Annotated in this window: 24 protein-coding genes; 17 read left to right on the top strand and 7 right to left on the bottom strand. The window is 60.4% G+C overall.

Annotated elements, in window-relative coordinates; translation table 11 throughout:
• The first annotated feature begins 2 nt into the window (after positions 1-2).
• Positions 3-1160: a phospholipase D-like domain-containing protein gene (locus HYI44_RS18030; RefSeq protein ID WP_225570117.1), complete on the top strand. Its 1158-nt coding sequence runs from the start codon at positions 3-5 to the stop codon at positions 1158-1160.
• A 123-nt stretch (positions 1161-1283) separates the two neighbouring features.
• On the opposite strand, the gene bglX is transcribed toward HYI44_RS18030, so the two are convergent.
• Positions 1284-3575 (bottom strand): beta-glucosidase BglX, encoded by a 2292-nt coding sequence (gene bglX, locus HYI44_RS18025; RefSeq protein ID WP_122837777.1) that lies wholly within the window; start codon positions 3573-3575, stop codon positions 1284-1286.
• Positions 3576-3812: 237 nt separating this feature from the next.
• On the opposite strand from bglX, the gene HYI44_RS18020 reads away from it, so the two are divergent.
• The 4 genes from HYI44_RS18020 to HYI44_RS18005 all read left to right on the top strand — a co-directional run bounded on the left by HYI44_RS18020 (position 3813) and on the right by HYI44_RS18005 (position 7160).
• On the top strand, positions 3813-4421 hold the full coding sequence (locus HYI44_RS18020) for a LemA family protein (RefSeq protein ID WP_045061101.1): 609 nt from the start codon (positions 3813-3815) through the stop codon (positions 4419-4421).
• A gap of 31 nt (positions 4422-4452) precedes the next feature.
• Entirely contained in the window at positions 4453-5202 is a 750-nt protein-coding gene (locus tag HYI44_RS18015) for a TPM domain-containing protein (RefSeq protein ID WP_122837778.1), read from the top strand.
• Positions 5203-5230: 28 nt separating this feature from the next.
• Positions 5231-5848 (top strand): TPM domain-containing protein, encoded by a 618-nt coding sequence (locus HYI44_RS18010; RefSeq protein ID WP_122837779.1) that lies wholly within the window; start codon positions 5231-5233, stop codon positions 5846-5848.
• A gap of 97 nt (positions 5849-5945) precedes the next feature.
• Entirely contained in the window at positions 5946-7160 is a 1215-nt protein-coding gene (locus HYI44_RS18005) for a class I SAM-dependent methyltransferase (protein WP_225570116.1), read from the top strand.
• A 91-nt stretch (positions 7161-7251) separates the two neighbouring features.
• Here HYI44_RS18005 and HYI44_RS18000 read toward each other — a convergent pair whose 3' ends face one another.
• Positions 7252-8142 carry a DMT family transporter gene (locus HYI44_RS18000; protein ID WP_045060260.1) on the bottom strand — a complete coding sequence of 297 codons (891 nt, stop codon included), beginning with the start codon at positions 8140-8142 and terminating at the stop codon, positions 7252-7254.
• Positions 8143-8510: 368 nt separating this feature from the next.
• On the opposite strand from HYI44_RS18000, the gene HYI44_RS17995 reads away from it, so the two are divergent.
• The 3 genes from HYI44_RS17995 to HYI44_RS17985 all read left to right on the top strand — a co-directional run bounded on the left by HYI44_RS17995 (position 8511) and on the right by HYI44_RS17985 (position 9855).
• Positions 8511-9092 (top strand): DJ-1/PfpI family protein, encoded by a 582-nt coding sequence (locus HYI44_RS17995; protein ID WP_225570115.1) that lies wholly within the window; start codon positions 8511-8513, stop codon positions 9090-9092.
• Positions 9093-9106: 14 nt separating this feature from the next.
• Positions 9107-9412, top strand: a complete 306-nt coding sequence (locus tag HYI44_RS17990; RefSeq protein ID WP_045060258.1) for a ribbon-helix-helix domain-containing protein — start codon at positions 9107-9109, stop codon at positions 9410-9412.
• 98 nt (positions 9413-9510) lie between these two features.
• Entirely contained in the window at positions 9511-9855 is a 345-nt protein-coding gene (locus HYI44_RS17985; RefSeq protein WP_122837784.1) for a YegP family protein, read from the top strand.
• A 143-nt stretch (positions 9856-9998) separates the two neighbouring features.
• Here the strand turns inward: HYI44_RS17985 and HYI44_RS17980 are convergent, their stop codons facing one another.
• Both HYI44_RS17980 and HYI44_RS17975 read right to left on the bottom strand, forming a co-directional pair.
• Complete coding sequence (locus HYI44_RS17980; RefSeq protein WP_225570114.1) at positions 9999-10886, bottom strand: dihydrodipicolinate synthase family protein; 888 nt, start codon at positions 10884-10886, stop codon at positions 9999-10001.
• A 29-nt stretch (positions 10887-10915) separates the two neighbouring features.
• Positions 10916-11698, bottom strand: coding sequence for an aldolase (locus tag HYI44_RS17975; RefSeq protein WP_122837786.1), 783 nt, complete (start codon positions 11696-11698; stop codon positions 10916-10918).
• 108 nt (positions 11699-11806) lie between these two features.
• On the opposite strand from HYI44_RS17975, the gene HYI44_RS17970 reads away from it, so the two are divergent.
• Entirely contained in the window at positions 11807-12349 is a 543-nt protein-coding gene (locus HYI44_RS17970) for a helix-turn-helix domain-containing protein (RefSeq protein WP_122837787.1), read from the top strand.
• 103 nt (positions 12350-12452) lie between these two features.
• Here the strand turns inward: HYI44_RS17970 and HYI44_RS17965 are convergent, their stop codons facing one another.
• Complete coding sequence (locus HYI44_RS17965; RefSeq protein ID WP_225570113.1) at positions 12453-13472, bottom strand: DUF4917 family protein; 1020 nt, start codon at positions 13470-13472, stop codon at positions 12453-12455.
• Positions 13473-13628: 156 nt separating this feature from the next.
• On the opposite strand from HYI44_RS17965, the gene yiaY reads away from it, so the two are divergent.
• From yiaY to HYI44_RS17945, 4 genes are all read left to right on the top strand, one after another.
• Positions 13629-14777: an L-threonine dehydrogenase gene (gene yiaY / locus HYI44_RS17960; RefSeq protein ID WP_225570112.1), complete on the top strand. Its 1149-nt coding sequence runs from the start codon at positions 13629-13631 to the stop codon at positions 14775-14777.
• A 132-nt stretch (positions 14778-14909) separates the two neighbouring features.
• Positions 14910-15548 carry a LysE family translocator gene (locus tag HYI44_RS17955; protein ID WP_201149715.1) on the top strand — a complete coding sequence of 213 codons (639 nt, stop codon included), beginning with the start codon at positions 14910-14912 and terminating at the stop codon, positions 15546-15548.
• Between the two features lie 19 nt (positions 15549-15567).
• On the top strand, positions 15568-16917 hold the full coding sequence (locus tag HYI44_RS17950) for a GGDEF domain-containing protein (protein WP_225570111.1): 1350 nt from the start codon (positions 15568-15570) through the stop codon (positions 16915-16917).
• Between the two features lie 167 nt (positions 16918-17084).
• Entirely contained in the window at positions 17085-17588 is a 504-nt protein-coding gene (locus tag HYI44_RS17945) for a DUF4142 domain-containing protein (RefSeq protein ID WP_122837792.1), read from the top strand.
• A 48-nt stretch (positions 17589-17636) separates the two neighbouring features.
• On the opposite strand, the gene HYI44_RS17940 is transcribed toward HYI44_RS17945, so the two are convergent.
• The gene (locus HYI44_RS17940; protein ID WP_122837793.1) at positions 17637-18047 is read right to left on the bottom strand and encodes a low affinity iron permease family protein; all 411 of its coding nucleotides are present in this window, start codon (positions 18045-18047) and stop codon (positions 17637-17639) included.
• A 175-nt stretch (positions 18048-18222) separates the two neighbouring features.
• Here HYI44_RS17940 and HYI44_RS17935 point away from each other — a divergent pair, with 175 nt between their 5' ends.
• Positions 18223-18369, top strand: coding sequence for a hypothetical protein (locus tag HYI44_RS17935; protein WP_163019358.1), 147 nt, complete (start codon positions 18223-18225; stop codon positions 18367-18369).
• A gap of 75 nt (positions 18370-18444) precedes the next feature.
• On the top strand, positions 18445-19215 hold the full coding sequence (gene tam / locus HYI44_RS17930; protein WP_201149730.1) for a trans-aconitate 2-methyltransferase: 771 nt from the start codon (positions 18445-18447) through the stop codon (positions 19213-19215).
• A 171-nt stretch (positions 19216-19386) separates the two neighbouring features.
• Here tam and HYI44_RS17925 read toward each other — a convergent pair whose 3' ends face one another.
• A complete protein-coding gene (locus HYI44_RS17925) occupies positions 19387-20115 on the bottom strand; it encodes a class I SAM-dependent methyltransferase (RefSeq protein WP_225570110.1) in 729 nt (242 codons plus the stop codon).
• Positions 20116-20397: 282 nt separating this feature from the next.
• Between HYI44_RS17925 and HYI44_RS17920 the strand changes: the two genes are divergently transcribed.
• Together HYI44_RS17920 and HYI44_RS17915 are read left to right on the top strand one after the other, a co-directional pair.
• Positions 20398-21252 (top strand): SH3 domain-containing protein, encoded by an 855-nt coding sequence (locus HYI44_RS17920; RefSeq protein WP_225570109.1) that lies wholly within the window; start codon positions 20398-20400, stop codon positions 21250-21252.
• Positions 21253-21260: 8 nt separating this feature from the next.
• Positions 21261-23258: a hypothetical protein gene (locus HYI44_RS17915; RefSeq protein WP_225570108.1), complete on the top strand. Its 1998-nt coding sequence runs from the start codon at positions 21261-21263 to the stop codon at positions 23256-23258.
• The last annotated feature ends 4 nt before the right edge of the window (positions 23259-23262 follow it).

Below are 23262 nucleotides of genomic sequence, written 5' to 3'. Positions count from 1 at the left end.
CCATGGCCGGTGCGATCTTCCCCTGGCGTGAAGGCAACAGCTTTGAGCTGTTGATCGATGGTCCGCAGTTCTTCCCGCGAATGCTAGTGGCGATCGCACGCGCCGAGGAACAGGTCGAACTGGAGCTGTATCTGGTGGAGGCGGGCGCCTGCGCCGAAGCCATGGTGCAGGCGTTGACCCAGGCCGCCGAGCGCGGAGTGCGTGTGCGCTGCCTGTTCGATGACTATGGCAGCCTCGCATTTACCCAGGCCCTGCGTCAGCGCCTGATAGCCGCTGGCGTGGAGTTGCGCTTCTACAATCGCTTGAGCTGGCGGCGCTGGGTGGGCAACTTCTATCGTGACCACCGCAAACTGCTGTTGGTCGATCAGAGCCTGGCGGTGGTCGGCGGCACTGGCGTCACCGATGAGTTCTGGAACCCGGGGGAGGACGTCAGCGAGTGGCACGAGGTCATGGTGGAAATTTCCGGTCCTCTGGTGATCGACTGGCAGTTACTGTTTGACCGCCAATGGATCGCCAACCGCCATCGCCGCGCCTGGAGGCCTGCGGCGCATTTCGGTTTGCCGCGCCTGCCCAAGGTGCCTTCCACGGGCGAGGGCATGGGGCGGGTGGCGTACGCTGATGCGCGCCAGCACCGCGATATCCTGCAGTCGCTGATCCGTGCGCTGAACAGCGGGCAGAAACGTATCTGGCTCGCCACGCCCTATTTCCTGCCGACCTGGAAGGTCCGTCGCTCGTTGCGCCGCGCTGCGTCGCGGGGGATCGATGTGCGGCTGCTGCTCACTGGGCCGCGCACCGATCACCCGTCGGTCCGCTACGCCGGGCATCGTTATTACCCCCGGTTGCTGAAGTCTGGCGTGAAGATCTTCGAGTACCAGCCCTGTTTCCTGCACTTGAAAATGGTCCTGGTCGATGACTGGGTCAGCATCGGCTCGTGCAATTTCGATCACTGGAATTTGCGTTTCAACCTGGAAGCCAACCTTGAAGCCCTTGACCCGGGGTTGACCCGAGCGGTGGTGGCCAGTTTCGAGAAGGATTTTGTCCAGAGCCAGGAAGTCAGCCTGGAGGCCTGGCGGCGCAGGCCGCTGTGGCGGCGGGTGAAGCAGCGGGTGTGGGGATGGGTGGATCGGCTGGTGGTGAATTTGCTGGATCGGCGGGGGTAGTCGTAAATTATTGTGGGAGCGGGCTTGCCCGCGATGACGGCCTGACAGTCAACGTAGATGTTGGATGTTATGGCCTCATCGCGGGCAAGCCCGCTCCCACAGTGATTCGCAGTGTCCGAGGGGTTACAGCAACTCAAAACTTTGCTGAGTCACGTCCTGCGAGTCCAGGCCGATCTGCACGTTGAACTTGCCAGGCTCTGCCGCGTACTTGAGCCGGGTGTTGAAGAACTTCAGGTCATCCTCGGTGATGGTGAAGTGCACGACTTTCTGTTCGCCGGCCTTGAGCATGATTTTCTGGAAGTTCTTCAGCTCCTTCACTGGCCGGATCATCGAACCGGTGACGTCCTGGATGTACAACTGCACCACGGTCTCGCCATCACGCTTGCCAGTGTTCTTCAGCATGACGCTGGCATCAAGCTTGCCGGTCTTGTTAAGAGTGGTCGATGACAACGCCATGTCGCTCAGGCTGAAATCGGTGTAGCTCAGGCCAAAACCGAATGGAAACAGCGGGCCGGTTGTGTCATCGAAGTACTGCGAGGTGTAGTTGCCCGGCTTGCCCGGCGTGAACGGCCGGCCAATGCTCAGGTGGTTGTAGTAGGTCGGAATCTGGCCTACCGAACGCGGGAAGGTCAGGGGCAGTTTGCCCGAGGGGTTGTAGTCGCCGAAGAGCACGTCAGCGATGGCATTGCCCCCTTCGGTGCCGCTGAACCAGGTTTCCAGAATGGCATCTGCCTGGTCCTTTTCTTCAAGGATCGACAGTGGACGCCCGTTCATCAACACCAGGACCAATGGCTTGCCGGTGGCCTTGAGGGCCTTGATCAGTTCGCGCTGGCTGGCGGGGATGTTCAGGTCGGTGCGGCTTGAGGACTCGTGGGACATGCCACGGGATTCGCCCACCGCTGCCACTACCACATCGGCGTCCTTGGCCGCTTTCACGGCTTCGTCGATCAGCACTTGGGCCGAGCGCGGATCATCCACCACTTCCGGTGCGTCAAAGTTCAGGAAGTTAAGGTAATCCAGGACCTTCCTGTCGCTGGTGATGTTGGCGCCGCGGGCGTAGATCAACGTTGCCTTGTCGGCCATGGCCGCGTTCATGCCGTCGAACAGGGTCACTGATTGCGCGGGTCTGCCGGCAGCGGCCCAACTGCCCATCATATCGATTGGCGCCTTGGCCAACGGACCGACCAGGGCGATCTTCGCGGTTTTCTTCAACGGCAGGGTCTCGCCCTGGTTCTTCAGCAGCACCAGGCTGCGACGTGCTACGTCACGGGCCTCGGCACGGTGCAGGCGGCTTTCGGCGTAGGTGTCGGCCGGGTCATCCTCGGCCTTGCCGATGCGCAGGTACGGGTCCTTGAACAGCCCCATGTCGTACTTGGCGCCGAGCACAGCCCGCACGGCATTGTCGATGTCGCTCTGCTCGATCTCCCCAGCCTTCAGCAACCCTGGCAGTTCCTTGCCATAAAGGGTGTCGTTCATGCTCATGTGGATGCCGGCCTTGATCGCCAGCTTCGCCGCTTCACGGCCATCGCGAGCAACGCCGTGCTTGATCAGCTCGAAAATCGCCCCGTGGTCGCTGACAGCCAGGCCTTTGAAGCCCCAGTCCTTGCGCAACAGGTCATTCATCAGCCAGGTGTCGGCGGTCGCCGGTACGCCGTTGATCGAGTTCAGTGCCACCATGACTCCGCCGGCGCCAGCATCAATCGCGGCGCGGTACGGCGGCAGATAGTCCTGGTACATCTTGACCGGGCTCATGTCGACCACGTTGTAGTCGCGACCGCCCTCTACCGCGCCATACAAGGCAAAGTGCTTGACGCTGGCCATGATGCTGTCAGCCGCATTCGCGCCGGCACCCTGGAACGCCTTGACCATCACCCCGGCGATGCGCGACACCAGGTAGGTGTCCTCGCCGAAGCCTTCGGAAGTGCGGCCCCAGCGCGGGTCGCGGGAGATGTCGACCATCGGTGCGAAGGTGATGTCGAGACTGTCGGCGGCGGCCTCTTTGGCAGCAATGCGCCCGGACAGGCCGATGGCGTCCATGTCCCAGCTCGACGCCAGGGCCAGCGGAATCGGGAAAATCGTCCGGTGGCCGTGGATCACGTCATAGGCGAAGAACATCGGGATCTTCAACCGGCTACGCATCGCTGCGTCTTGCATCGGACGGTTTTCCGGGCGGGTGATCGAGTTGAACGTGCCGCCGATATTGCCGGCGGCAATTTCCTTGCGGATCATCTCGCGCGGCATTTCCGGGCCGATGCTGATCAGGCGCAGCTGGCCGATTTTTTCATCGAGGGTCATCTGCTTCATCAGGTTACTGACGAAGGCATCCTTGTTTTCCAGAGGTGCGGGCGTCGCGGCGGCCAGTACGTTATGACTGGCCAGGCTGACGAACAGGCCCAGCAAACACAGCTTCTTCATGAATTGTCTTCTCGAAAGCCTAAGCGGCGATGACTTCGCGCCGGTCAGCCAAAATTGAGGGAGCGACTATTGTTGTTCAGGTAAATGCAGCAAACTTCTGAACTGTTTTAATCCTGGAGCATCTTTTAGCCCATCGGCAGGATGCAATCCAGTGGCGGCGCCGATTATGCCCCAAGAGCCGCGTTCAAAGTTCGCAGGTTGTTTTTTCAACGGAATGTGCAAGGGAGCGTCAACCAGATGAATGTACGACACCACTATCGGTCGAGCCTGCAGGTGGCCGCCCTGATGTTGCTGACCACGCTGTTGGCCGGCTGTGGCATCAACAATATTCCAACCCTGGACGAACAGGCCAAGGCCGCCTGGGGTCAGGTGCAGAACCAGTACCAACGCCGTGCCGACCTGATCCCCAACCTGGTGGAAACGGTCAAGGGCTACGCCAAACATGAAGAAGAAACCCTGACTGCGGTCATTGAAGCCCGGGCCAAGGCGACTTCGATCCAGGTAGATGCCAGCACCCTCGACAACCCGGAAAAGCTCAAGCAGTTCCAGCAGGCCCAGGATCAGCTGACCGGAGCCCTGAGTCGACTGATGGTGGTGTCCGAGCGTTATCCGGACCTCAAGGCCAACCAGAACTTCCTGGCGTTGCAGTCGCAACTCGAAGGTACCGAGAACCGTATCGCGGTCGCACGACGGGATTTCATCCTGGCAGTGCAAAAATACAATACCGAGATCCGTACTTTCCCTGGGCGCCTCTGGCACAGTGTGATGTACAGCGATCTGCCTGTGCGTGAAACCTTCGAGGCGACCAGCCCCGATGCCGATAAAGCACCTCAAGTGAAGTTCTGATCGGGCTGCATTACCACGGATGAGGTTGCCAATGCGCGTGTTGAAAGTTGGCCTGGTGCTGCTGCTTTGGGTGTTTGCCCTGGCGGCCCAGGCCGAGTTGAAGTTTCCCCAGCTGACCGGGCGGGTGGTTGATAACGCCCAGATGATCGAGCCCGCGGTTCGCGAGCAACTGGCCCAGCAACTCCAGGCTCACGAAAAAGCCACCGGTGAACAGTTGGTGGTGGTCACAGTGGCGGATTTGCAGGGCACAGACATTGCCGACTTCGGCTATCAACTGGGTCGGTACTGGGGCATTGGCCAGAAGGACAAGAACAACGGCGCACTGCTGATTGTGGCCCGGGATGATCGACGGTTGCGTATCGAGGTCGGTTACGGGCTGGAAGATCGCCTGACCGATGCGCAGAGTTCGGTGATCATCAATCAGGTGATCACTCCATCGTTCAAGACCGGTAACTTCAGCAAGGGCATCAGCGACGGCGTTGCGGCCATGCTGGTCGTGCTGGGCGGCAATCCGCTGGACGAACCTTCCACGGTCTACGAACCCCGCGGGGATCAGGACAGCGATTTCCTGTCACGGCATCCCGGGGTATTGGTGTTCCTCGTCATGCTGTTCATCCTCACTGTGTTCGTCTGCCAGATGCTCGGCATCCTGCCCAGTGGTGGCGGTGGGCGGGGCGGTTCGGGCGGTTTTGGCGGTGGTGGATTCGGTGGCGGCGGTGGCGGTGGCTTCAGTGGTGGTGGGGGCAGTTTCGGGGGCGGTGGTTCGTCGGGCGGCTGGTGATGACAATAAGTGAGCGAGCGTTTCTGATATGGCATTACTGAATGAACACGAACAGCGCAAGGTCGCCGAAGCGATCGCGCGGGTGGAGCGCGAGACCGACGCCGAACTGGTCACCGTGCTCGCCGCTCGTGCGGACGACTATGCCTACATTCCACTGCTGTGGGCCAGCCTGCTGGCCCTGGTGGTGCCGGGTGTCATGCATTACCTGACCGGCTGGCTGACCCTGCACAGCCTGCTGCTGGTGCAATGGGCGAGCTTTATCGTGTTGTGCCTGCTGTTCCGCATCCCGCGCATCACCACCCACCTTATCCCTCGGTCGGTGCGGCATTGGCGTGCATCGAACCTGGCGCGCCGACAGTTCCTGGAGCAGAACCTGCACCACACGGTGGGCAGCACCGGGATGCTGATTTTTGTCTGCGAAGCCGAGCGTTATGTGGAAATCCTGGTGGATGAAGGGATCTCCAGTCGCCTGGATAACAAGACCTGGGACGCGATTGTCTCGACCTTTACCCACCAGGTGAAACAGGGTCAGACCTTGCAGGGGTTCGTGACCTGCGTCGAGGCCTGTGGCGAGTTGCTGAAGGTGCATGTGCCGGTTACCCATGCCAGGAACGAGTTGCCCAACCGTCTGGTGGTATTGGGTTAGGTTTCAGGACCTGTGGCAAATAACCCCGTGCCCAAAGCGCCCATCCCCCTTAAAATAGCGGCATTCCCTGTTTGCTCCGCCTGAGGCTGTTTCTGTCATGTCCATTGTCGCCACCCCCGCCAGCCTCGCGCCGGATCACCACGCGCAGTTCATCGACTTGCTGCGTTCAAGCCTGGAGCAGCATGCGTTTATCAAGTTGGTACTGGCCAAGTACGTCGGTGACGAGCCGGATTTGCAGCGCGTGATCATCAAGCAGCTGACGGTGAAGGATCAGCCGTGCCTGTCTTTTGTCTACCGTTACAAGACCCGCGATATCACCAGGAACCTGGCGCTGGGCGAGGGCGTGGCCAGCATTGGCGCGTTGCTGCCGGCCTCGTTCAAGAATGCCCACTTGCTGTCGGTGACTGACGAAGCCCAGCTCGAATACAGTAAAAAGGGCAAGAGTTCGCTGTTCAAGAGTAAACCCCAGCAACTGCGCGAAGTGCCGTCCGCCGAGCACAACCGCGAGAAGAATCGTTTTCTGGACCTCAGCCGGCCGTTCCTTGCCGACCTCGGTGTGACCAACGGGAAACACGAACTCATCCCGGCGATGTCGCGTAAATGGAAGCAGATCAACAAGTTCATCGAGGTCTTCAGCCACGCCCTCACCACCTCGCCACTTGCGCTGGACAAGCCGGTTCGGGTCGCCGATTTTGGCTCAGGCAAGGGCTACCTGACGTTCGCGATTCACGATTACTTGCGCAACACGCTGCACGCCGAGGGCGAAGTGACTGGAGTCGAGCTGCGCGAAGACATGGTGGCCCTGTGCAATGCCGCTGCTGCCAAGCTCGAGCATCCTGGGCTGGTGTTCAAATGCGGTGACGTGCGTAGCGTGGCGCCGAGCGAACTGGATGTGATGATCGCCTTGCATGCGTGTGACATTGCCACTGACTACGCGATCCATACCGGCATTCGGTCGGGCGCCTCGATCATCATGTGTTCGCCGTGCTGCCACAAACAGATCCGCCTGCAGATCCAGAGCCCGGCTTTACTCAAGCCGATGTTGCAATACGGCCTGCATTTGGGGCAGCAGGCGGAAATGGTCACCGACAGCCTGCGTGCGCTGTTCCTGGAAGCCTGCGGTTATGAAACCAAGGTGTTCGAGTTCATCTCGCTGGACCACACCAACAAAAACAAGATGATCCTGGCAGTCAAGCGCGCCGAGCCCGTGGACCCGGCGCAGTTGCTGGTAAAGATCCAGGAGCTGAAGGACTTCTACCGTATCAGCGAGCACTGCCTGGAAACCTTGCTGCGGGCTGATGGTTACCTCTGACGGGTGACCATGCCTGTAGGAGCAAAGCTTGCTCGCGATGGCGATCTCGATATCGTGAGCAAGCGTTGCGCCTGCTCCGGGCGGCGAGGCCTCATGAGGTCGCGATGCGGGCAGGTTTGACCGCAGTCTTGCGTCCCAGCATGACCGTCACAATCACCCCGCCAGCAAACACCCAGGTGATCGGCTCAACGTGTTCGCCGAAGAACAACGCAGAAAAGGCAATGGTGAAAAAGATCTGCAGCAACTGGATCTGACTGACCCGGGCGATCCCGCCCATGGCCAGCCCGGCGTACCAGGCGAAAAAACCGATGAACTGCGAAAACAGTGAAACGTAGCCGAACGCCCACCAGGTCCTGGCGGAGATCTCGCCCTGATGTTGCAGCGCCAGGTAAAGCACTGGTCCGATCAACAGCGGCGTCGACAGCACCAGCGCCCAGCAGATCACTTGCCAGCCGCCCATTTCCTTGGCCAGCCGGCCGCCCTCGGCATACCCCAGGCCGCCCACGGCAATCGCACCCAACATCAGCAAGTCACCGGCCTGGATGCTACCCGCGCCGCTGATCAATGCATAACCGAGCACCAGCGCGCTGCCCAGCGCGGCGCAGGCCCAGAAGGCTTTTGACGGCCGCTCGTGGGACAACCAGGCGGCGTATAGCGCCACGCACAAGGGTTGCAGCCCGTTTACCAGCGCCCCGTGGGATGCTGGCAACGTTTGCATCGCCCAGGCAGAAAGCACCGGAAAGCCCAGAATCACCCCGGCGATCACCAGTGTCAGGCCTTTGATCTGTTTCCAGGTGGGCCATTTCTCTCGCTGCCACAGCAGAAGCAGCGCCGCCGGTACTGCCGCAAACAGGGCTCGCCCCAGGCCGTTGAGCAAAGGATGGATTTCCTGCACGACGATCCGTGTGAAGGGCAGGGTGAGGCTGAAGATCACTACGCCTAGCAGGCCGAGGGCCATGCCGGTATTTTCGCGCGAGGACATGATGGGGACCAGGATCAGGGATGATGGAGCGTGGCTTCATCTAGCCACAATCCACCGCGCCTGGACGGTTACAGATAGGCACAGAGTTGGGTGTACAGTTCGGGTAATCCCCGAACGTAGGAGCTGCCGAAGGCTGCGATCTCTTGATCTCGATCTTGATCTTGAGTCCCCCCAACACCGCCAAAAGATCGCAGGCTACGCCAGCTCCTACGCCGTCCGCATACAACCGCAGCCGCAGCCGCAACCCCCATTACGCCCCGAACCAACCCAACCCATCCCAACGCCAGGCCGTAGTAGCAGGTTATTACCCACCCCCACAGATAAAGACTACCTTCAATACTCCCCTGTACCCCCAAGGAGTGCCCCTCATGGCTGCCAAGAAAATTCTGCTGCTGGTCGGCGATTACGTCGAAGACTACGAAGTGATGGTGCCGTTCCAGGCATTACTCATGGTCGGTCACACGGTGCATGCGGTGTGCCCGGACAAGACCGCCGGCCAGACCGTGCGCACGGCGATTCATGACTTCGAAGGCGACCAGACCTACAGTGAAAAACCCGGCCACCTGTTCGCCCTGAACTTCGACTTCGCCCAGGTCAAGGCACAGGACTACGACGCGCTGGTCATTCCCGGCGGCCGCGCTCCGGAATACCTGCGCCTCAATGAACAGGTCCTGGATCTGGTGAGAGCGTTCGACCAGGCCGGCAAGCCGATCGCTGCCGTGTGCCACGGTGCGCAACTGCTGGCCGCCGCCGGGGTGCTTGAAGGCCGCGAGTGTAGCGCCTACCCGGCCTGTGCTCCGGAGGTGCGTCTTGCCGGAGGTACGTTCATCGATATCCCGGTGACGCAGGGCCACGTTCAAGGCAATCTGGCCACTGCGCCCGCCTGGCCGGCGCACCCGAGCTGGCTCGCGGGTTTTCTCGGATTGCTGGGCACCAAAATCACGCTGTAACGAGGGACATTGCGATGTGCGAGCTCTACGTCAAAGCCGATCCGATCCTCTACGAATCGCGCTCCCGCTCGCTACGCATTTGCGGAGTGGTGACCACGCTGCGCCTGGAAAACCAGTTTTGGGACATCCTGGGCGAAATCGCCGAAGTCGACGGCATGACCACCAACCAGTTGATCGCCAAGCTGTATGAAGAGGTGATGGACTACCGCGGCGAGGTGGTGAATTTTGCTTCGTTTCTACGGGTGAGTTGCACGCGGTATCTGAGTCAGAGGCGGGGGCAGGCGCCGGAGTTATCGGTGGTGCGTGCGGCGGTGAAGTAGCGTTAACCGCGTCGCCGCCATCGCGGACAGGCGACAAAAAACCTCGGCTGGTCTTTACTCTGAAGCGCGAAACCTCTCAATTGCCCAGGAGCACCAGCATGTCCGGATGGTACGAAGTGAGCAAAAGCAGCAGTGGTCAGTACAGATTTGTCCTGAAGGCCGCGAATGCCGAAACCATTCTGACCAGCGAGCTGTACACCACCCGTGTCGCTGCCGACAAAGGCATTGCGGCAGTGCAGAGCAACAGCCCGCTGGAAGAACGCTACGAAAGGAAGACCACCAAAGACGGCCATCCTTACTTCAATCTAAAGGCCGGCAATCACGAGGTCATCGGCAGCAGCGAATCCTACGCCAACGCTTCGGCACTGGAAAAAGGCATCGCCAGCGTCAAGGCCAATGGCCCGAGCACGGTGATCAAGGACAAGACTCTGCCGGTGCTCTGATCACCCTCCCTCAAACCCGATACTCATCCCCCGGTGGGAGTGAGCCTGCTCGCGATGAGGCCATAACATCCAACATCGATGTTGACTGTCAGGCCCCATCGCGAGCCGGCTCACTCCCACGGGGTAGGTGTGGACTGTCCGGATCAGCTCAATTCTTTCAATAACGCCGTCAACTGACCGACACCCGCTTCAGCCAGCGCAAACACTGGCAACCGTGGATCACCCACTTCCAGCCCGGTCGCACGCAATCCTGCCTTGATAGTCGCCGGCAACCCACCCTTGAGAATGAAGTCCAGCAGCGGCAACTGGCGGTAGAACAGCTCGCGCGCCTTGTCCAGATCATTGGTCAGAACAGCCTCGTACAAATCCAGATTAAGCTGCGCAATAAGGTTCGGCGCTGCCGTACACCAGCCTTTGGCACCTGCCGCGAAAGCTTCGAGGGCCAGCGGATTGCATCCGTTGTAGAACGGCACCTGCCCCTCGCCGAGCATTTGCAGGCGGTGCATGCGCTGGATGTCGCCAGTGCTCTCCTTGACCATGGTCACGTTTTCCACGGAGTTGAAGATTCGCAGGATCAGGTCCACCGACATGTCGGTGCCACTGGTGGCCGGGTTGTTGTACAGCATGATCGGTACGCCAATGCTTTCGCCGATCGCGCGATAGTGGGAGAGAATTTCCGCTTCGCTGAGTTTCCAGTAGGACGCCGGCAATACCATCACCACGTCCGCACCCTGGGCTTCGGCAAACCGCGCACGGCGCACTGCTTTGGCGGTGGTCAGGTCGGATACGCTGACCACAGTGGGCACGCGCCTGGCAACATGCTTGATGCTGAACTCACTGACCTGATCCCATTCGGCATCACTCAGGTAGGCGCCTTCGCCGGTGCTGCCCAGAGGTGCTATCGCGTGGACGCCAGCGTCAATCAGGCGGTCGATGGAGCGCCCCAGTGAGTCGAGATCAACGCCTTCGCCGTTGGCGCCGAAAGGTGTGATGGTGTAGCCGATGATGCCGTGAATGGTTGGGGTCGACATGCTGTTTCTCCGTATCGAATTGAGCAGGTTCAGTTCAGGCAATCGGCGTGTTGGCGCAGGTTCTGCCGGGCGTAATAGTTGAATGCTGCCGCGTGGCGTTTGGGCCTGGAGATCCAGTCGTGGGCTTCACGGCCTAGATGCGGCAGGATCGGTTTGATGGTCCCGGCACTCATCGCCAGCAATTGCAGCTTCGCCGCGCGCTCGATCAGTTGGGCGATCACGCAGGCCTCCTCGATGGTCGTTCCGGTGGATAACTGGCCATGGTGGGAAAGCAGGATCGCGCGTTTGTCGCCCAGGGCTCCGGCAATCAGTTCGCCTTCTTCGTTACCGACCGGCACGCCCGGCCAGCCCTCGAGAAATGCACAGTCGTCGTAGAGCGGGCAAAGGTCCATGTGCGAGATCTGCAGCGGCACCTCCAGCATCGACAGCGCCGCGACGTGGGTCGGGTGTGTGTGGATGATGCAGTTCACGTCAGGCCGCGCGCGGTACACCCAGCTGTGGAAACGGTTCGCCGGGTTGGGCATGCCATGGCCTTCCAGCACCTCAAGGTCCTCGTTGACCAGCAACAGGTTGCTCGCGGTGATTTCGTCGAAGCCAAGGCCCAGCTGTTGAGTGTAGTAAGTGCCTGGGGTTGGGCCACGCGAGGTGATTTGCCCGGCAAGACCTGAGTCGTGACCGTTCTCGAACAGAATTCGGCAGGTGATGGCCAGCTTTTGCCGGTCGGTCCACGTATTATCGGCCAGGGTATTTTGCATCTGGGTCAGCGCCTGCTCGACCAGTTGCTCTTTGGGTAATGCTAATGTCTTGGCCATGAGCGTGTCCTCGGTCAGTTCATTAAAATGACACTAAAGATGCTATATGACACATTGTGTCATTGGCAAGGGTAAATCGTCGCCTCCTTGATGGATTAATCGCTGCGCATGTCTATCCGATTGAAATTGTTGAGAAAGAAACTTGGGGTGACCCTGGAGTCGCTGGCGGAAAAATCCGGCATGACCAAGAGTTATCTGTCGAAAGTCGAGCGCGGATTGAACACGCCCTCGATCGCGGCCGCGTTGAAACTGGCCAAGGCGCTGAACGTGAAAGTCGAGGAGCTGTTCTCGGAAGACAATGTCAGCCTCGACAGCTACAGCCTGGTACGCAGCAACGAGCGCCAATCCCTGGCCGCCAATGACCAGAGTCCGCGTTATGCGGTGCTGGCCCGTCAGGTCAGTGAGCGTAGCCTGCTGCCGTTCATCATCTATCCACCGCCCGAGTTCGTTGACAAGGCGTTCAAGGAACATACGGGGGAGGAATTTCTATTCGTCCATGAAGGGCAGGTAGAAGTGGATTTCATGAACGAGCGCGTGTTGCTGGATCGCGGTGATGCGCTGCACTTCAACTCGCAGAAACCGCACCGTATTCGCTCGGTTGGCGAGGTTCAGGCGCAGTTGCTGGTGGTGGTGCACAGCAACGAAGAATGAGTCAGCCGCGCTGACGCCATCGTCAGCAGGCTCGCTTCCACACGGGGATACGCTCACCTTGTGGGAGTGTGCCCTGCTCGCGATGGCGTCGGCCGCCCCAGCGCTAAACCTCCACCGGTACGGTGAGCTTGGGGCTGCCCAACGCATGTGTTTTGGCATCAAAGAACCGCAACGCTGACCCCGTCCCCTCGAACACCTTCGCGTAATGCCGCTTCTGGTGCTGGATAAAAGCCTTGCTGCGCGGATAAATCGAAATCGCCACCACCTGGGGTTGCGCCTGGCGCAGCGCCTGGATGATGTGGTTGTCCTGCTCGCCCAACGCATGCCCGAAAATGCACAAACCCTCGCCATGCCCCAGTAGCTGGTCATAGCAGAACGACAGGTAGTCCGAGCTGCGGATGGTCCTGAGCTTGTCCTGGGACTGTCCCTCATTCACGAACAGTGGCACGTCGTCCAGGGTCTTGATCGTGTTGTTGATGGCAAAACTGCCCAGCAACGTGCCCTCGGTCGTCATCAGTTTGCGCGCCGTGCCGTCCTGGTTGCGTACCAGGTGCAGGCCGCCGTGCAGGTACAGCAAGCGGGTTTTGTCCGTGGCCGCGCTACTCAGGTCAAAGCGTGGCTCGGTGCCCTGGAACAGGTCGCTGATCGCATCTGGCTGGTGCTGGATCGCCCAGTGGTTGAGCAGATCATAGTTGGTGGTGAACACCGTCCGGTATCGGCCCAGCTCCTGACTGATGGCAGCCAGTGTGGCAGGCACGATCAGGCGCCAGGGAATATGCACCGCATGCACGGTGTTGATCAGCGCTTCCTTGATTGCGTAGTAGCGATTGCGCGGGGCGGCGGAGCTCACCGCCAGGGCCTTGTTCACCCGGCTGGTGGTTTTCAGCGCGCTGAGGACCTGTTCGAAACTGCGGGTCTGCAACGCGTCGAATACGCTCAGCTCGGATTGGCTCAAGGGCTTTTCTTCAACCGTGCGGGCGTTTTCAAACAGCGAGTCATAGCCAAAATCATCCCACACGGCGCGACTGGCGCCATTGCCCACCAGCAGGCCATCAAGCGTGGCGGTGGCGCGCAAGGCATTCCAGTCTTCAAGTTGGGCATCAACATCCTGGAAATCGGTCATTGCGGTGAGAGTCTCGAAGCAAAAGGTCTGATGGGCGGTGACTTTATCACGACCCGACGTTGAGCCAGATCAAGTTAGCGCATCACCGATGGGTCGATCCTGTGGGTACCCGCTGGGTCGGTATCACCGGCTCGGCCCCTGTCAGGAGATTGGCTCATGAGCAGCACATTTTTTATCCCCGCCGTGAACATCATGGGCATCGGCTGCCTTGACGAAGCCATGGTTGCCATTGGCAAGTACGGGTTTCGCAAGGCCCTGATCGTCACCGATACCGGGTTGGCCAAGGCCGGCGTTGCCGGCATGATCGCCGGGAGGCTGGCGCAGTTGGACATCGAGTCGGTGATCTTTGACGGCGCCAAGCCGAACCCGAGCATCGCCAACGTCGAACTGGGCCTTGGCCTGCTCAAGGAAAGCCGGTGTGATTTCGTGGTGTCGCTGGGCGGCGGTTCGCCCCATGACTGCGCCAAGGGCATCGCCCTGTGCGCCACCAACGGCGGGCAGATCCGCGACTATGAAGGCGTTGATCAATCCAGCCAGCCGCAACTGCCGCTGATCGCCATCAATACCACTGCCGGCACCGCCAGCGAGATGACCCGCTTCTGCATTATCACCGACGAATCCCGTCACGTAAAAATGGCCATCGTCGACCGCAACGTTACACCGCTGCTGTCGGTCAACGACCCGGCGCTGATGGTCGCGATGCCCAAGAGCCTCACGGCAGCCACCGGCATGGACGCATTGACCCACGCCATCGAAGCCTACGTGTCGACCGCTGCCAACCCGATCACCGATGCCTGCGCGCTCAAAGCGGTCACCCTGATCAGCAACAACCTGCGTCTGGCCGTACGCGACGGCAGCGACCTGGCGGCCCGGGAAAACATGGCGTACGCGCAGTTCCTCGCGGGCATGGCGTTCAACAATGCGTCCTTGGGATTCGTCCACGCCATGGCCCACCAGTTGGGCGGTTTTTACGACCTGCCCCATGGCGTCTGCAATGCCGTACTGCTGCCTCACGTGCAGAGCTTCAACGCGCTGGTCTGCGCCGACCGGCTGACCGACGTGGCCCACGCCATGGGCGCCGATATCCGCGGCTTCAGTCCGGAGGAGGGCGCCCAGGCCGCCATCGCCGCGATCCGCACCCTGGCGCGTGACGTCGAGATCCCCGCCGGCCTGCGCGACTTGGGTGCCAAACTCAGCGACATCCCGATCCTGGCTACCAACGCCCTCAAAGACGCCTGCGGCCTGACCAACCCGCGCCCAGCGGATCAGCGCCAGATCGAGGAGATTTTCCGCAGCGCGTTTTAAGTTGTTTTTTCGGCCGGGTGCAGGGGCTCGCAGAGCCCCCACAGGAGAGCGTATCGACGAAGAATACACTGGCTGCCCCGAGACCTGAGATAGACTGGCGTGCAGTCACCCCGTCGTCTAAAGGATTTACCGATGACCCCATCGTTGCTCATGGCCGTTCTCGCCTCGGGTTTTATCTACGGCATTACACCAGGGCCCGGTGTTTTGGCGGTGTTTGGCATCGGTGCAGCGCGAGGGCGGCGGGCCGGGGCAGGTTTTTTGTGTGGGCATTTGCTCGGGGATGTGGTCTGGTGCAGTACAGCACTGATCGCCATAGTGGGTGCCCGGGAGATCGGCAGCACCGCGTTCGACGTGCTGGGCGTGCTCAGCGGGCTGTATCTGTTCTGGCTCGGATGGCGCGCAGTGCGGGCCAGGCGTGGCAGTGGCGAGGCGCCCCAGGGCGCGGCGCGGCAGCCGTTCTGGCACGGCATCATGTTCGGGCTGACCAATCCCAAGGCGTATCCGGTGGCGGTGGCAACATTCACCGCGCTGTTGTCCAGCCGGGCAGAGTTGCTCAACTGGTCGATGCTGCCCTGGTTGATCGTGCTGAGTTTTCTCGGCGGCCTGGTAGCCTACGCTATCCTCATTGGCATCGTCGGTGCCCGTCAGGTGCGGACCTTGTACCAACGCCATGAGTTATTGATCACCCGGTTGTGTGGCGTGATGTTTATCGGTTTCGCCATCAATGCCCTGGCGCATGCATTGCCCGGGCTGGTGACTGACAGGACTTGAGGCGAATCGCCGGAGCATCATGGCAAGCAGAAATTCCGCGCCCCTGGCGAGTTACATCGATCTGCTGCTGGACGCGGTTTGTGCCGTCGACAAGCAAGGCACCTTCGTATTCATCAGCGCGGCCTGCGAACAGGTCTTTGGCTATACCGCCGACGAGCTGATCGGCCAGCGGATGATCGACCTGGTACACCCGGCCGATCGGCAGCGCACCCTCGACGCCGCGCGGGAAATCATGGGCGGCGAGCCCAAACTCAACTTCGAAAATCGCTACGTGCGCAAGGATGGCCGCGTCGTGCACCTTCTCTGGTCGGCGCGCTGGTCTGAAGTCGATCAGCTGCGCATCGCCGTGGCCCGCGACATTACCGGGCGCAAGCAGGCCGAGTCCCGACAAGCCGCGCTTTACGCGATTTCCGAGGCCGCCCACGCGGCTGAAGATTTGCTGGCATTGTTCAAGCGCATCCACTCGATCATTGGTGAATGGCTGCCGGCGCTGAATTTCACCGTGGCCCTGTGCGACGAGCATGGCGCACCGTTGCAATTTCCTTATCACGTCGATGAAGCAGGGTGTTCGCCCGATCTGCCGGGAGCGGTGACCGAGCGTCTGTGCACTGAGGTCATTCGCAGCGGCCAGCCGCTGTTGCTGACACCCGGGCAACACACTGCGGCGGCAGGCTTTGAAGCGCTGGTGTCGAGCCAGGATTCGCCGTGCTGGCTGGGTGTGCCGTTGAGCTCGCAGAACGGCACCATCGGCGCCGTACTGGTCAAAAGCGGCCCGGATGGCCTGCGTTATACCGAACAGGACCAGGAACTGCTGCATTTCGTCTGCGCCCAGGTCGCAACAGCAATTGAACGCAAGCAACTGCACGCGCGTTTGCATCACATGGCCCGGCATGACGCCCTGACCCAGTTGCCCAACCGCACCCTGTTACGCGAGCGCCTGAAGACCGCGCTGACAGCGGCGCATCTCAATGACGGCCGAATGGCCTTGCTGTATGTCGATCTGGATCGCTTCAAGGAAGTCAACGATACCCATGGTCACGCCATTGGTGATCTGCTGTTGCAGGCGGTCGCCCATCGACTCAAGAGTTGCGTAACCCGTTCGGACACAGTGGCCCGCATGGGCGGAGACGAGTTCGTCGTGCTGCTGCACCGTATTGATGCCGGGCAAGACCCCGAGCGGGTCGCGGCCAAGATCCGCCAGGTGCTGGCTCAGCCGCTCCACCTTGGCGGGCATGGTATGAGCATCCAGACCAGCATCGGCATCGCGCGTTACCCCGAGCATGGCAGCGAAGAGTCGCAGCTGCTGCGCCATGCTGACGAAGCGATGTACGGCGCCAAGCGTAGAGATCGCCGTCGCCTGGATGTCTGAGCCTGGGCGCTTAGTATTGGCCACCGTTCGTCGCACTGGCGTCAGCTTTACTAAACCTTTCAAGCTCTTGAACTTCCTATGTGATGCGGGCTGCTGTCTGCCGCAGTCATCATCCAGAGGCGGGAGCGAAAGCTCGCGCTTGAATTCTTCAAGAGGAGGGCGCGACCATGAGCCGGATGGCCACCCGTTTACGCACTATCAGTTTTGCCACGTTACTGGGGTTGTTTGCCACCCATGCCTTCGCCCAGTCACCCGCCGAATTCATCAACGATGCGTCGGCCAAAGGCATGGCCGACATCGAAGCCAGCCGCCTGGCGCACCAGAAAACCGAATCCAAGGAGGTGAAGGACTACACCATCGTCGTCATCAACGACCGCACCACCGCTAACCAGCATCTGGCCAAGATAGCCAAGCAGCTGGACTTGCCGGTGGCGCCACGGGAAGTGGTGGTGGATAAAGCCAAGGCCCTGATGCCCGAGGTGCAGGACGGCGCTTCGTTCGACCAGGCCTATGCGGCCAGTCAGGTGAAAACTACTGAAGAAGCCATCCAGCAACTGCAGCAACAGGCGCAGTCCACGCAGGTGCCGGAAATCAAGGCGTTTGCCGAAGAGACTCTGCCCAAGTTGCAGAATCACTTACAGATGGCCAGGGCCCTGCAAGCCAGTCGATAACTTCCAGTAACGCAAAACGGCGCCCATCACAGGCGCCGTTTTTTTTGCTCAGCATTCGTTCAGGTCTTGTTTGCGCTTGCTCGCCGCAGCCAGCCCTTGGAGGGCGTGGACGTCTTTTTCGCCCATGGCCCGATAGTGTTTGCGCAAGGCTTCCAGTTGTTTCAGGTCGAGTAATTCGAGGCCCAACATGGCGTTTTGCGCTTCCTTGTTGACCCGCAGCAACTCGTCGATTTTCAGGTGCAGAATGTCGGTGTCACGGTTTTGCGTGTTCTGGATCAGGAACACCATGAGGAAGGTGATAATCGTGGTGGACGTATTGATGACCAGCTGCCAGGTATCGTTGTAGCCAAATATCGGACCGCTCAAGCCCCAGAGGAATATCAGGATCAAGGCCGCCATGAACGTCTTGGGGCTGCCGGCCCACAGAGCGAGCTTCTGCGAGATTTTTGCGAATTTCATTGCCGGATTCCTTATTGGGGTGCACTTGAATTTGTGACAGCACCGGCACGTGGAAAATTCTGCTTACATTTTACTCGAGTCAAAAAAAGCCACGCTCGACGTTGATCGTGACAGTCGCAACCTTTGCCCGCTCTGGAGAGTCACTAGTTAAACCCATTAGAGTTGGAGCACCCCCATGAACATCCTGCGCACCCTCTGCCTTTCCTGCTGCCTGTTCGCCCTGCAAGGCTGCTTTGATAATTCCGATAACGAAACCCGGGACAACACTGATGGCACCAAGTCTTCGGTGCAGATGCAGGACAAGGAGGCTGCGGACAAATAGGTTCGTGCTATTTTTGTGGGTGCGAATTTGCCGTGAAGCTTGTGCCTGGCCCTTTCGCACCTACAGGAGAACGCAATGAGTTGGTCTGCCAGACAATACGTCGCTTTTGAAGATGAGCGCACGCGTCCCGCCCGCGACCTGTTGGCCGCGCTACCGCCAGGGGATGTGCATTCGGCCATCGATATCGGCTGCGGTCCGGGCAACTCCACGGAGCTGCTGGTGGAGCGCTTTCCCCACGCCACATTGCGCGGGCTGGACAGTTCCAGCGACATGATCGAAGCCGCACGCAAGCGCTTGCCCCAAGTGCGGTTCGATGTTTCCGACATCGATCAGTGGAGCGAGACCGGTCCGTTCGATGTGATTTTCGCCAATGCAGTGTTGCAGTGGTTGCCCGATCACGCCTCATTGTTGCCCGCGTTGGTGGACAAACTGGCGCCGGGTGGCAGCCTGGCGGTGCAGATGCCCGACACGCTCAACCAGCCATCTCACCGCTTGATGCGAGAGGTGGCTGCGACGGGGCCGTGGACAAAAAAGCTGGCCGGGGCTGCCGCGCAACGCACCGAGGTCGCCAGCGCCAGCGATTATTACGCCGTGCTGCGCCCGCACTGTTCAAGGGTCGACGTCTGGCTGACCACTTATCATCACCCCCTGGCTGCAGGGCCTTCGGGGATCGTCGAGTGGTTCAAGGGCAGTGGTTTGCGACCCTTTCTCGAGCCTCTGAACGAGAAAGAACGCGAAGCTTTTCTGCAGGAGTATCTGGCGGGCGTCGAGCAGGCTTATCCGGCGCTGGAAGATGGATCAGTACTGCTGCCGTTTCCGCGGTTGTTTATTGTCGCGACCCGGTAGTGCGCCAGGTTCTCCGGACCTGTTCCACTGTGAGCAAATCTGGATCTGAATCTTGTGGGAGCAAAGCTTGCTCGCGATTGCGTTGTGTCAGCCGACATCAATGATGGCTGTCAGTGCGCAATCGCGAGCAAGCTTTGCTCCTACAGGGGGAGTCGTGATTCGGCGCGCTCGTCAGCGCTCCACAGCCACCAGCATCATCATCGGTCTCTCTCGTTCTTCCGCGAGCGCCGGCAGCGCCACCACATCGGCGTCGCTCGGGCCCCATTCATTGACGTGGCTGATGCCGAATCCCGCTGCGATCAGCGTGTTCAGCAACGTGCCGATGGTTCGATGCTGCTTGATCACGCCATCGGCCAGCCAGTTGGTGACCCGTTCGCCTTCGCGTTGATAACTGTCCACCGGCCAGCGCTTGTGGCCTTCGCTGTCGGTCAGCCAGCCAGGGTTGCGCGGCGCCATGAAGATCGGGTGTTCAATCGAGAAGACGAAACGCGAGCCGGGTTTCAGCGCTGCGTGAATCGTGGCGAATAGTGCTGGCAGATCCTTGATGTAGTGCAGCGCCAGCGAGCTGTAGGCCAGGTCGAATTGCGCGGCTGGCAGGTCAAGGTGTTCCAGGTCGGCGCGGGCGTATTGCACGGTGGCGCCGCTGGTAGTCTGACGGGCCCGTTCGAGCATTTTTTCCGAGACATCGAGCCCCAGCACACGGGCTGCGCCTTGTTCACTGGCCCAGCGGCAGAACCAGCCATAACCGCACCCCAGGTCCACCACGTTCAGACCTGTCATGGGTGGCAGCAGCGCTTTGAGGGCAGGCCACTCCGGTGCGGCATCCAGGCCACCGACCGAGCGGCCCAACTGGCTGTAGGCCTGGAAAAATTCGAGATCGTCGTAGATGTTTTGAGTCATGTTCGAGCTGCTCTGTCGCGTTGGTGAGCACGGGCGGCTGGTGCATCCGTCGGCGAGATGGCAATATGCTACATCTGCCGGCGCAGACCCTTTCGATCAGGGTTTGACGCCTGTATTTCTGACAAGGATCAGTTGGATGTCTGCCGTACCCGTGGTTTTCAATGCCTTCCGTTTACTCCGCCACCCTACGTTAAACGCTCTGTTTCCGAACAGCGCGGCGCAGTCATTTCGCCTGAAAAAAATTCCGTCCCCCAGTGAACCTGAAAGAAAGGGAGCTTCACCGTGCGTAAAAAGTTTGTCGTCGCCGTCCTCGCAGTGTCCATCGCCGCCGCCTCCGGTTGTGCACAATTGGGCATAAACAAACAGCAGGCCGGTACTGCAGTTGGCATGGTAGCCGGCGCAGTCGTTGGCTCCTTTATCGGCAACGGCAATGGCAAGGTTGTCGCTGTCCTGCTGACCAGCGCCATCGGCGGTTTCATCGGCAACAAGATCGGTTCGATGCTCGACGACCAGGACAAACAGGCCCTGGCATTGCGTACCCAGGAAGCCTTGAGCCTGCCGGCCAATGATTCGGCTAAAGCGGTGTCCTGGACGTCCGGCCATTCCGGCGCGACCGCGCAGATCGTGCAGGGCAAGGAGTACACCGAAACCAAGACGGTTGAAGTAAAGCGCGCGCCAAAGATCGCCGCAGTTCCTTCGATGAAACTCATCAACGAGCAATACCTGACCAAGAGCAGTTCCAACGTGCGGGCCGCGCCCAACAAGACGGCGGAGAAGGTCGGCGGGCTCAAGGCGGGTACCGAGTTCACTGCAGTGGGTTCTACCGGTGACTGGATTCTGGTCGGGCGCAAGGGCGTGACCGTGGGCTACATCAGCAAAGATCTGGTCTCGCCCAAATCTGCAGCCGTGGTCCGCAGCGTGAAACCGGCGGCCAATCTCGACGAGATGGACGTGACCGCCGACACCGAGACCAAGGCCTTCGATCTTGACGCTATTGCTGCCCTGCCGACCCAGCAGGTCGCCGCAGAAACTGCCTGCCGGCCGGTCACCGTCAGCCTCAAGGCGGCAGACGGCAAGAGCGAGCAGGAACAGAACACGTTCTGCAAACAAGCCAACGGCACCTGGGAACTCATTTAAGGATCTCCATGAAAAACCGCGCACTCGCACTCGCTGTGATGAGTGCTTGCGGCCTCGCGCCGCAAGCATTTGCACACGAGATTGCCTTCTCGAAAACCGAGCAGATCCACGTTGTCGTCAACGGCGAAGCCACCACCTGGTGCCAGCCGGAAATCGCCATCACCATGCAGCGTCCCACCTGGGATGATCAGAAGCCATTGAATGGGTTATTGAGCAAGTTGCCATTCATTCTCGGCCAGGAATGTCCCCAGGCTAAAGTCAGCTGGAAAGCTGTCGATGCCAAGGGTGTGGTTTACGCCTCTGGCGCGGGCAATGCGAGCAATCTGGGCATAGCGACGCTGGCGGTTGCGCCTGCTCCGGTGGTTGCGGCTGTTGCTGCACCGGCGGCTCCTGCCGCTCCCGCTCCTGCCGCAGTGCCTGCACCAGCGCCGGTCACACCCGCGCCTACTGCGGTTTCACCGGTCGTTGAAGCGCCAGTGGTGGCCGCACCACCAGCGCCAGCCGTAGCACCTGTTGCGCCGGCCCCTGTTGCCCCAGCTGCAGTGGTTGTTGCACCAGCTCCTGCTCCTGCTCCTGCTCCTGTTGCTACTCCTAGTGCTGCCCCAGCCCCAGCCCCGGCTGAACCTGTCGCTGTTGCACCGGTTCCCGCACCGGCCCCACCCCCACAAGCAGCCCCACAAGCAGTCCCGCCAACACCCGCAGCCCCCGTCGCACCGCCTGCAGCAGTCGCTGCCGTGCAGTCCGCAGACCTTGGCCGTGCGCTGGTCCTGGCCAACAAGAATCTCGTCGGCATCACAGATGCCAGCGGCTGCAAATGGCTGATCAGCAAAAGCGCTATCGACGAAAACGACTCCAGCTTTGCCTTCGCCTCCACTCCAGCGATGCCCTGTGGCATCTCCGGTTATGCCGAAGGTGCTTTCGACAAGTTGCGCTGGTCGATCCCCAACACCTATCGCGGGGACACCTGGTCGCGCACCTACGTGCACCCGAGCGGGTTGATGTTCAATCAGTCCATCAGTGCCGCCGTCAAAGGCAAGTCGCTGTCATTCCTCAGCAACAACGCCGACCAGGCGCTGTTCCAGCTTGGCGAAATCCCGGCGCGTGGCATGAAGGTGTACCTGGCTTACCAGCGCTCCACCTATCGCATCCTGTCGCCGTTCAGCAGCGACCCGTACTACGTGGCGATCACGGCGGACGAAAGCTTCGCCCTCGATCCGGCGGAGTACAAGCGTGCGGTGCTGGAGGTGTATCAACTGGTGAAAGCGACCTCGCCCACCACGGTCGACCTGTCGAACCTGTTCATCGCCAAGAACCTGGAAACCCTCTACCCGGCGTCCGGCTACTCCAACGACGACAAGGACAAGATCGTGCGCAATCGCATGGGTGAGAACCGTGGCGAGTTCTACTTCGATGCGCGTGAAGGCACCAACTACGCCCAGCGTCGCGAGGAGACTCGCCTGCGTGAGGCTCGTCGCCAGCAGCAGCAGATGGCTGAATTGCACAACCGCGTACTCGCCCGTTACGAGCAGCTCAAGGACGGCATGACCGCGTTCAAGGGGCGCGAGACCGAGGCGCTGGCGCAGATGGCCGGGATCAAGGTGGCGTTCGCCGCACCCATGACCATGCTCGATCCGTCGTCCTCGACCTCGGCGGTGCCGATGATGATTCACGTCACCGGCAAACGCGGCGACTTCTATGAAATCGACTTCCCGCGCAAGGGCCGGGTCCAGGCCGATGTAGAGCTGGAGGATCAGTGGTACGTGATCCATGCCGCGAACATGACGCCTTACCTGCCCCTGGAAGACGGTCGTGCGATTCCGACGTTCCGCGTATACGCCGTTGGCGATCCAGAGGCTTGCAAGCAGGATCACTGCGCCGACCGCGTGTCGTTTGGTGCCGTGCTGGCCAAGGAATTTCCAAACGCCGGCATCGACTTCAGCTGGACGCCTGAAGTCTCCGAGCGCTACGTGACGGCTTGGCAGCAAGCTTCCGCCCAAATTCAGTAAGGCA

The sequence above is a fragment of the Pseudomonas sp. Y24-6 genome (genome assembly GCF_020295325.1).
Lineage (GTDB): Bacteria > Pseudomonadota > Gammaproteobacteria > Pseudomonadales > Pseudomonadaceae > Aquipseudomonas > Aquipseudomonas gregormendelii.
This window is presented reverse-complemented; position numbering and strand designations above follow the sequence as displayed.

Bases quoted from the DNA above. Each gene is read 5' to 3' on its own strand.
- tam (WP_201149730.1), top strand. From the start codon at position 18,445: ATGAGTTGGTCTGCCAGACAATACGTCGCTTTTGAAGATGAGCGCACG.
- HYI44_RS18030 (WP_225570117.1), top strand. From the start codon at position 3: ATGGCCGGTGCGATCTTCCCCTGGCGTGAAGGCAACAGCTTTGAGCTG.
- HYI44_RS18005 (WP_225570116.1), top strand. From the start codon at position 5,946: ATGTCCATTGTCGCCACCCCCGCCAGCCTCGCGCCGGATCACCACGCG.
- HYI44_RS17935 (WP_163019358.1), top strand. From the start codon at position 18,223: ATGAACATCCTGCGCACCCTCTGCCTTTCCTGCTGCCTGTTCGCCCTG.
- HYI44_RS17950 (WP_225570111.1), top strand. From the start codon at position 15,568: ATGGCAAGCAGAAATTCCGCGCCCCTGGCGAGTTACATCGATCTGCTG.
- HYI44_RS17940 (WP_122837793.1), bottom strand. From the start codon at position 18,047: ATGAAATTCGCAAAAATCTCGCAGAAGCTCGCTCTGTGGGCCGGCAGC.
- HYI44_RS17925 (WP_225570110.1), bottom strand. From the start codon at position 20,115: ATGACTCAAAACATCTACGACGATCTCGAATTTTTCCAGGCCTACAGC.
- HYI44_RS17995 (WP_225570115.1), top strand. From the start codon at position 8,511: ATGGCTGCCAAGAAAATTCTGCTGCTGGTCGGCGATTACGTCGAAGAC.
- HYI44_RS17945 (WP_122837792.1), top strand. From the start codon at position 17,085: ATGAGCCGGATGGCCACCCGTTTACGCACTATCAGTTTTGCCACGTTA.
- HYI44_RS17955 (WP_201149715.1), top strand. From the start codon at position 14,910: ATGACCCCATCGTTGCTCATGGCCGTTCTCGCCTCGGGTTTTATCTAC.
- HYI44_RS17965 (WP_225570113.1), bottom strand. From the start codon at position 13,472: ATGACCGATTTCCAGGATGTTGATGCCCAACTTGAAGACTGGAATGCC.
- HYI44_RS18000 (WP_045060260.1), bottom strand. From the start codon at position 8,142: ATGTCCTCGCGCGAAAATACCGGCATGGCCCTCGGCCTGCTAGGCGTA.
- HYI44_RS18015 (WP_122837778.1), top strand. From the start codon at position 4,453: ATGCGCGTGTTGAAAGTTGGCCTGGTGCTGCTGCTTTGGGTGTTTGCC.
- HYI44_RS18010 (WP_122837779.1), top strand. From the start codon at position 5,231: ATGGCATTACTGAATGAACACGAACAGCGCAAGGTCGCCGAAGCGATC.
- HYI44_RS17990 (WP_045060258.1), top strand. From the start codon at position 9,107: ATGTGCGAGCTCTACGTCAAAGCCGATCCGATCCTCTACGAATCGCGC.
- HYI44_RS18020 (WP_045061101.1), top strand. From the start codon at position 3,813: ATGAATGTACGACACCACTATCGGTCGAGCCTGCAGGTGGCCGCCCTG.
- bglX (WP_122837777.1), bottom strand. From the start codon at position 3,575: ATGAAGAAGCTGTGTTTGCTGGGCCTGTTCGTCAGCCTGGCCAGTCAT.
- yiaY (WP_225570112.1), top strand. From the start codon at position 13,629: ATGAGCAGCACATTTTTTATCCCCGCCGTGAACATCATGGGCATCGGC.
- HYI44_RS17980 (WP_225570114.1), bottom strand. From the start codon at position 10,886: ATGTCGACCCCAACCATTCACGGCATCATCGGCTACACCATCACACCT.
- HYI44_RS17985 (WP_122837784.1), top strand. From the start codon at position 9,511: ATGTCCGGATGGTACGAAGTGAGCAAAAGCAGCAGTGGTCAGTACAGA.
- HYI44_RS17975 (WP_122837786.1), bottom strand. From the start codon at position 11,698: ATGGCCAAGACATTAGCATTACCCAAAGAGCAACTGGTCGAGCAGGCG.
- HYI44_RS17915 (WP_225570108.1), top strand. From the start codon at position 21,261: ATGAAAAACCGCGCACTCGCACTCGCTGTGATGAGTGCTTGCGGCCTC.
- HYI44_RS17970 (WP_122837787.1), top strand. From the start codon at position 11,807: ATGTCTATCCGATTGAAATTGTTGAGAAAGAAACTTGGGGTGACCCTG.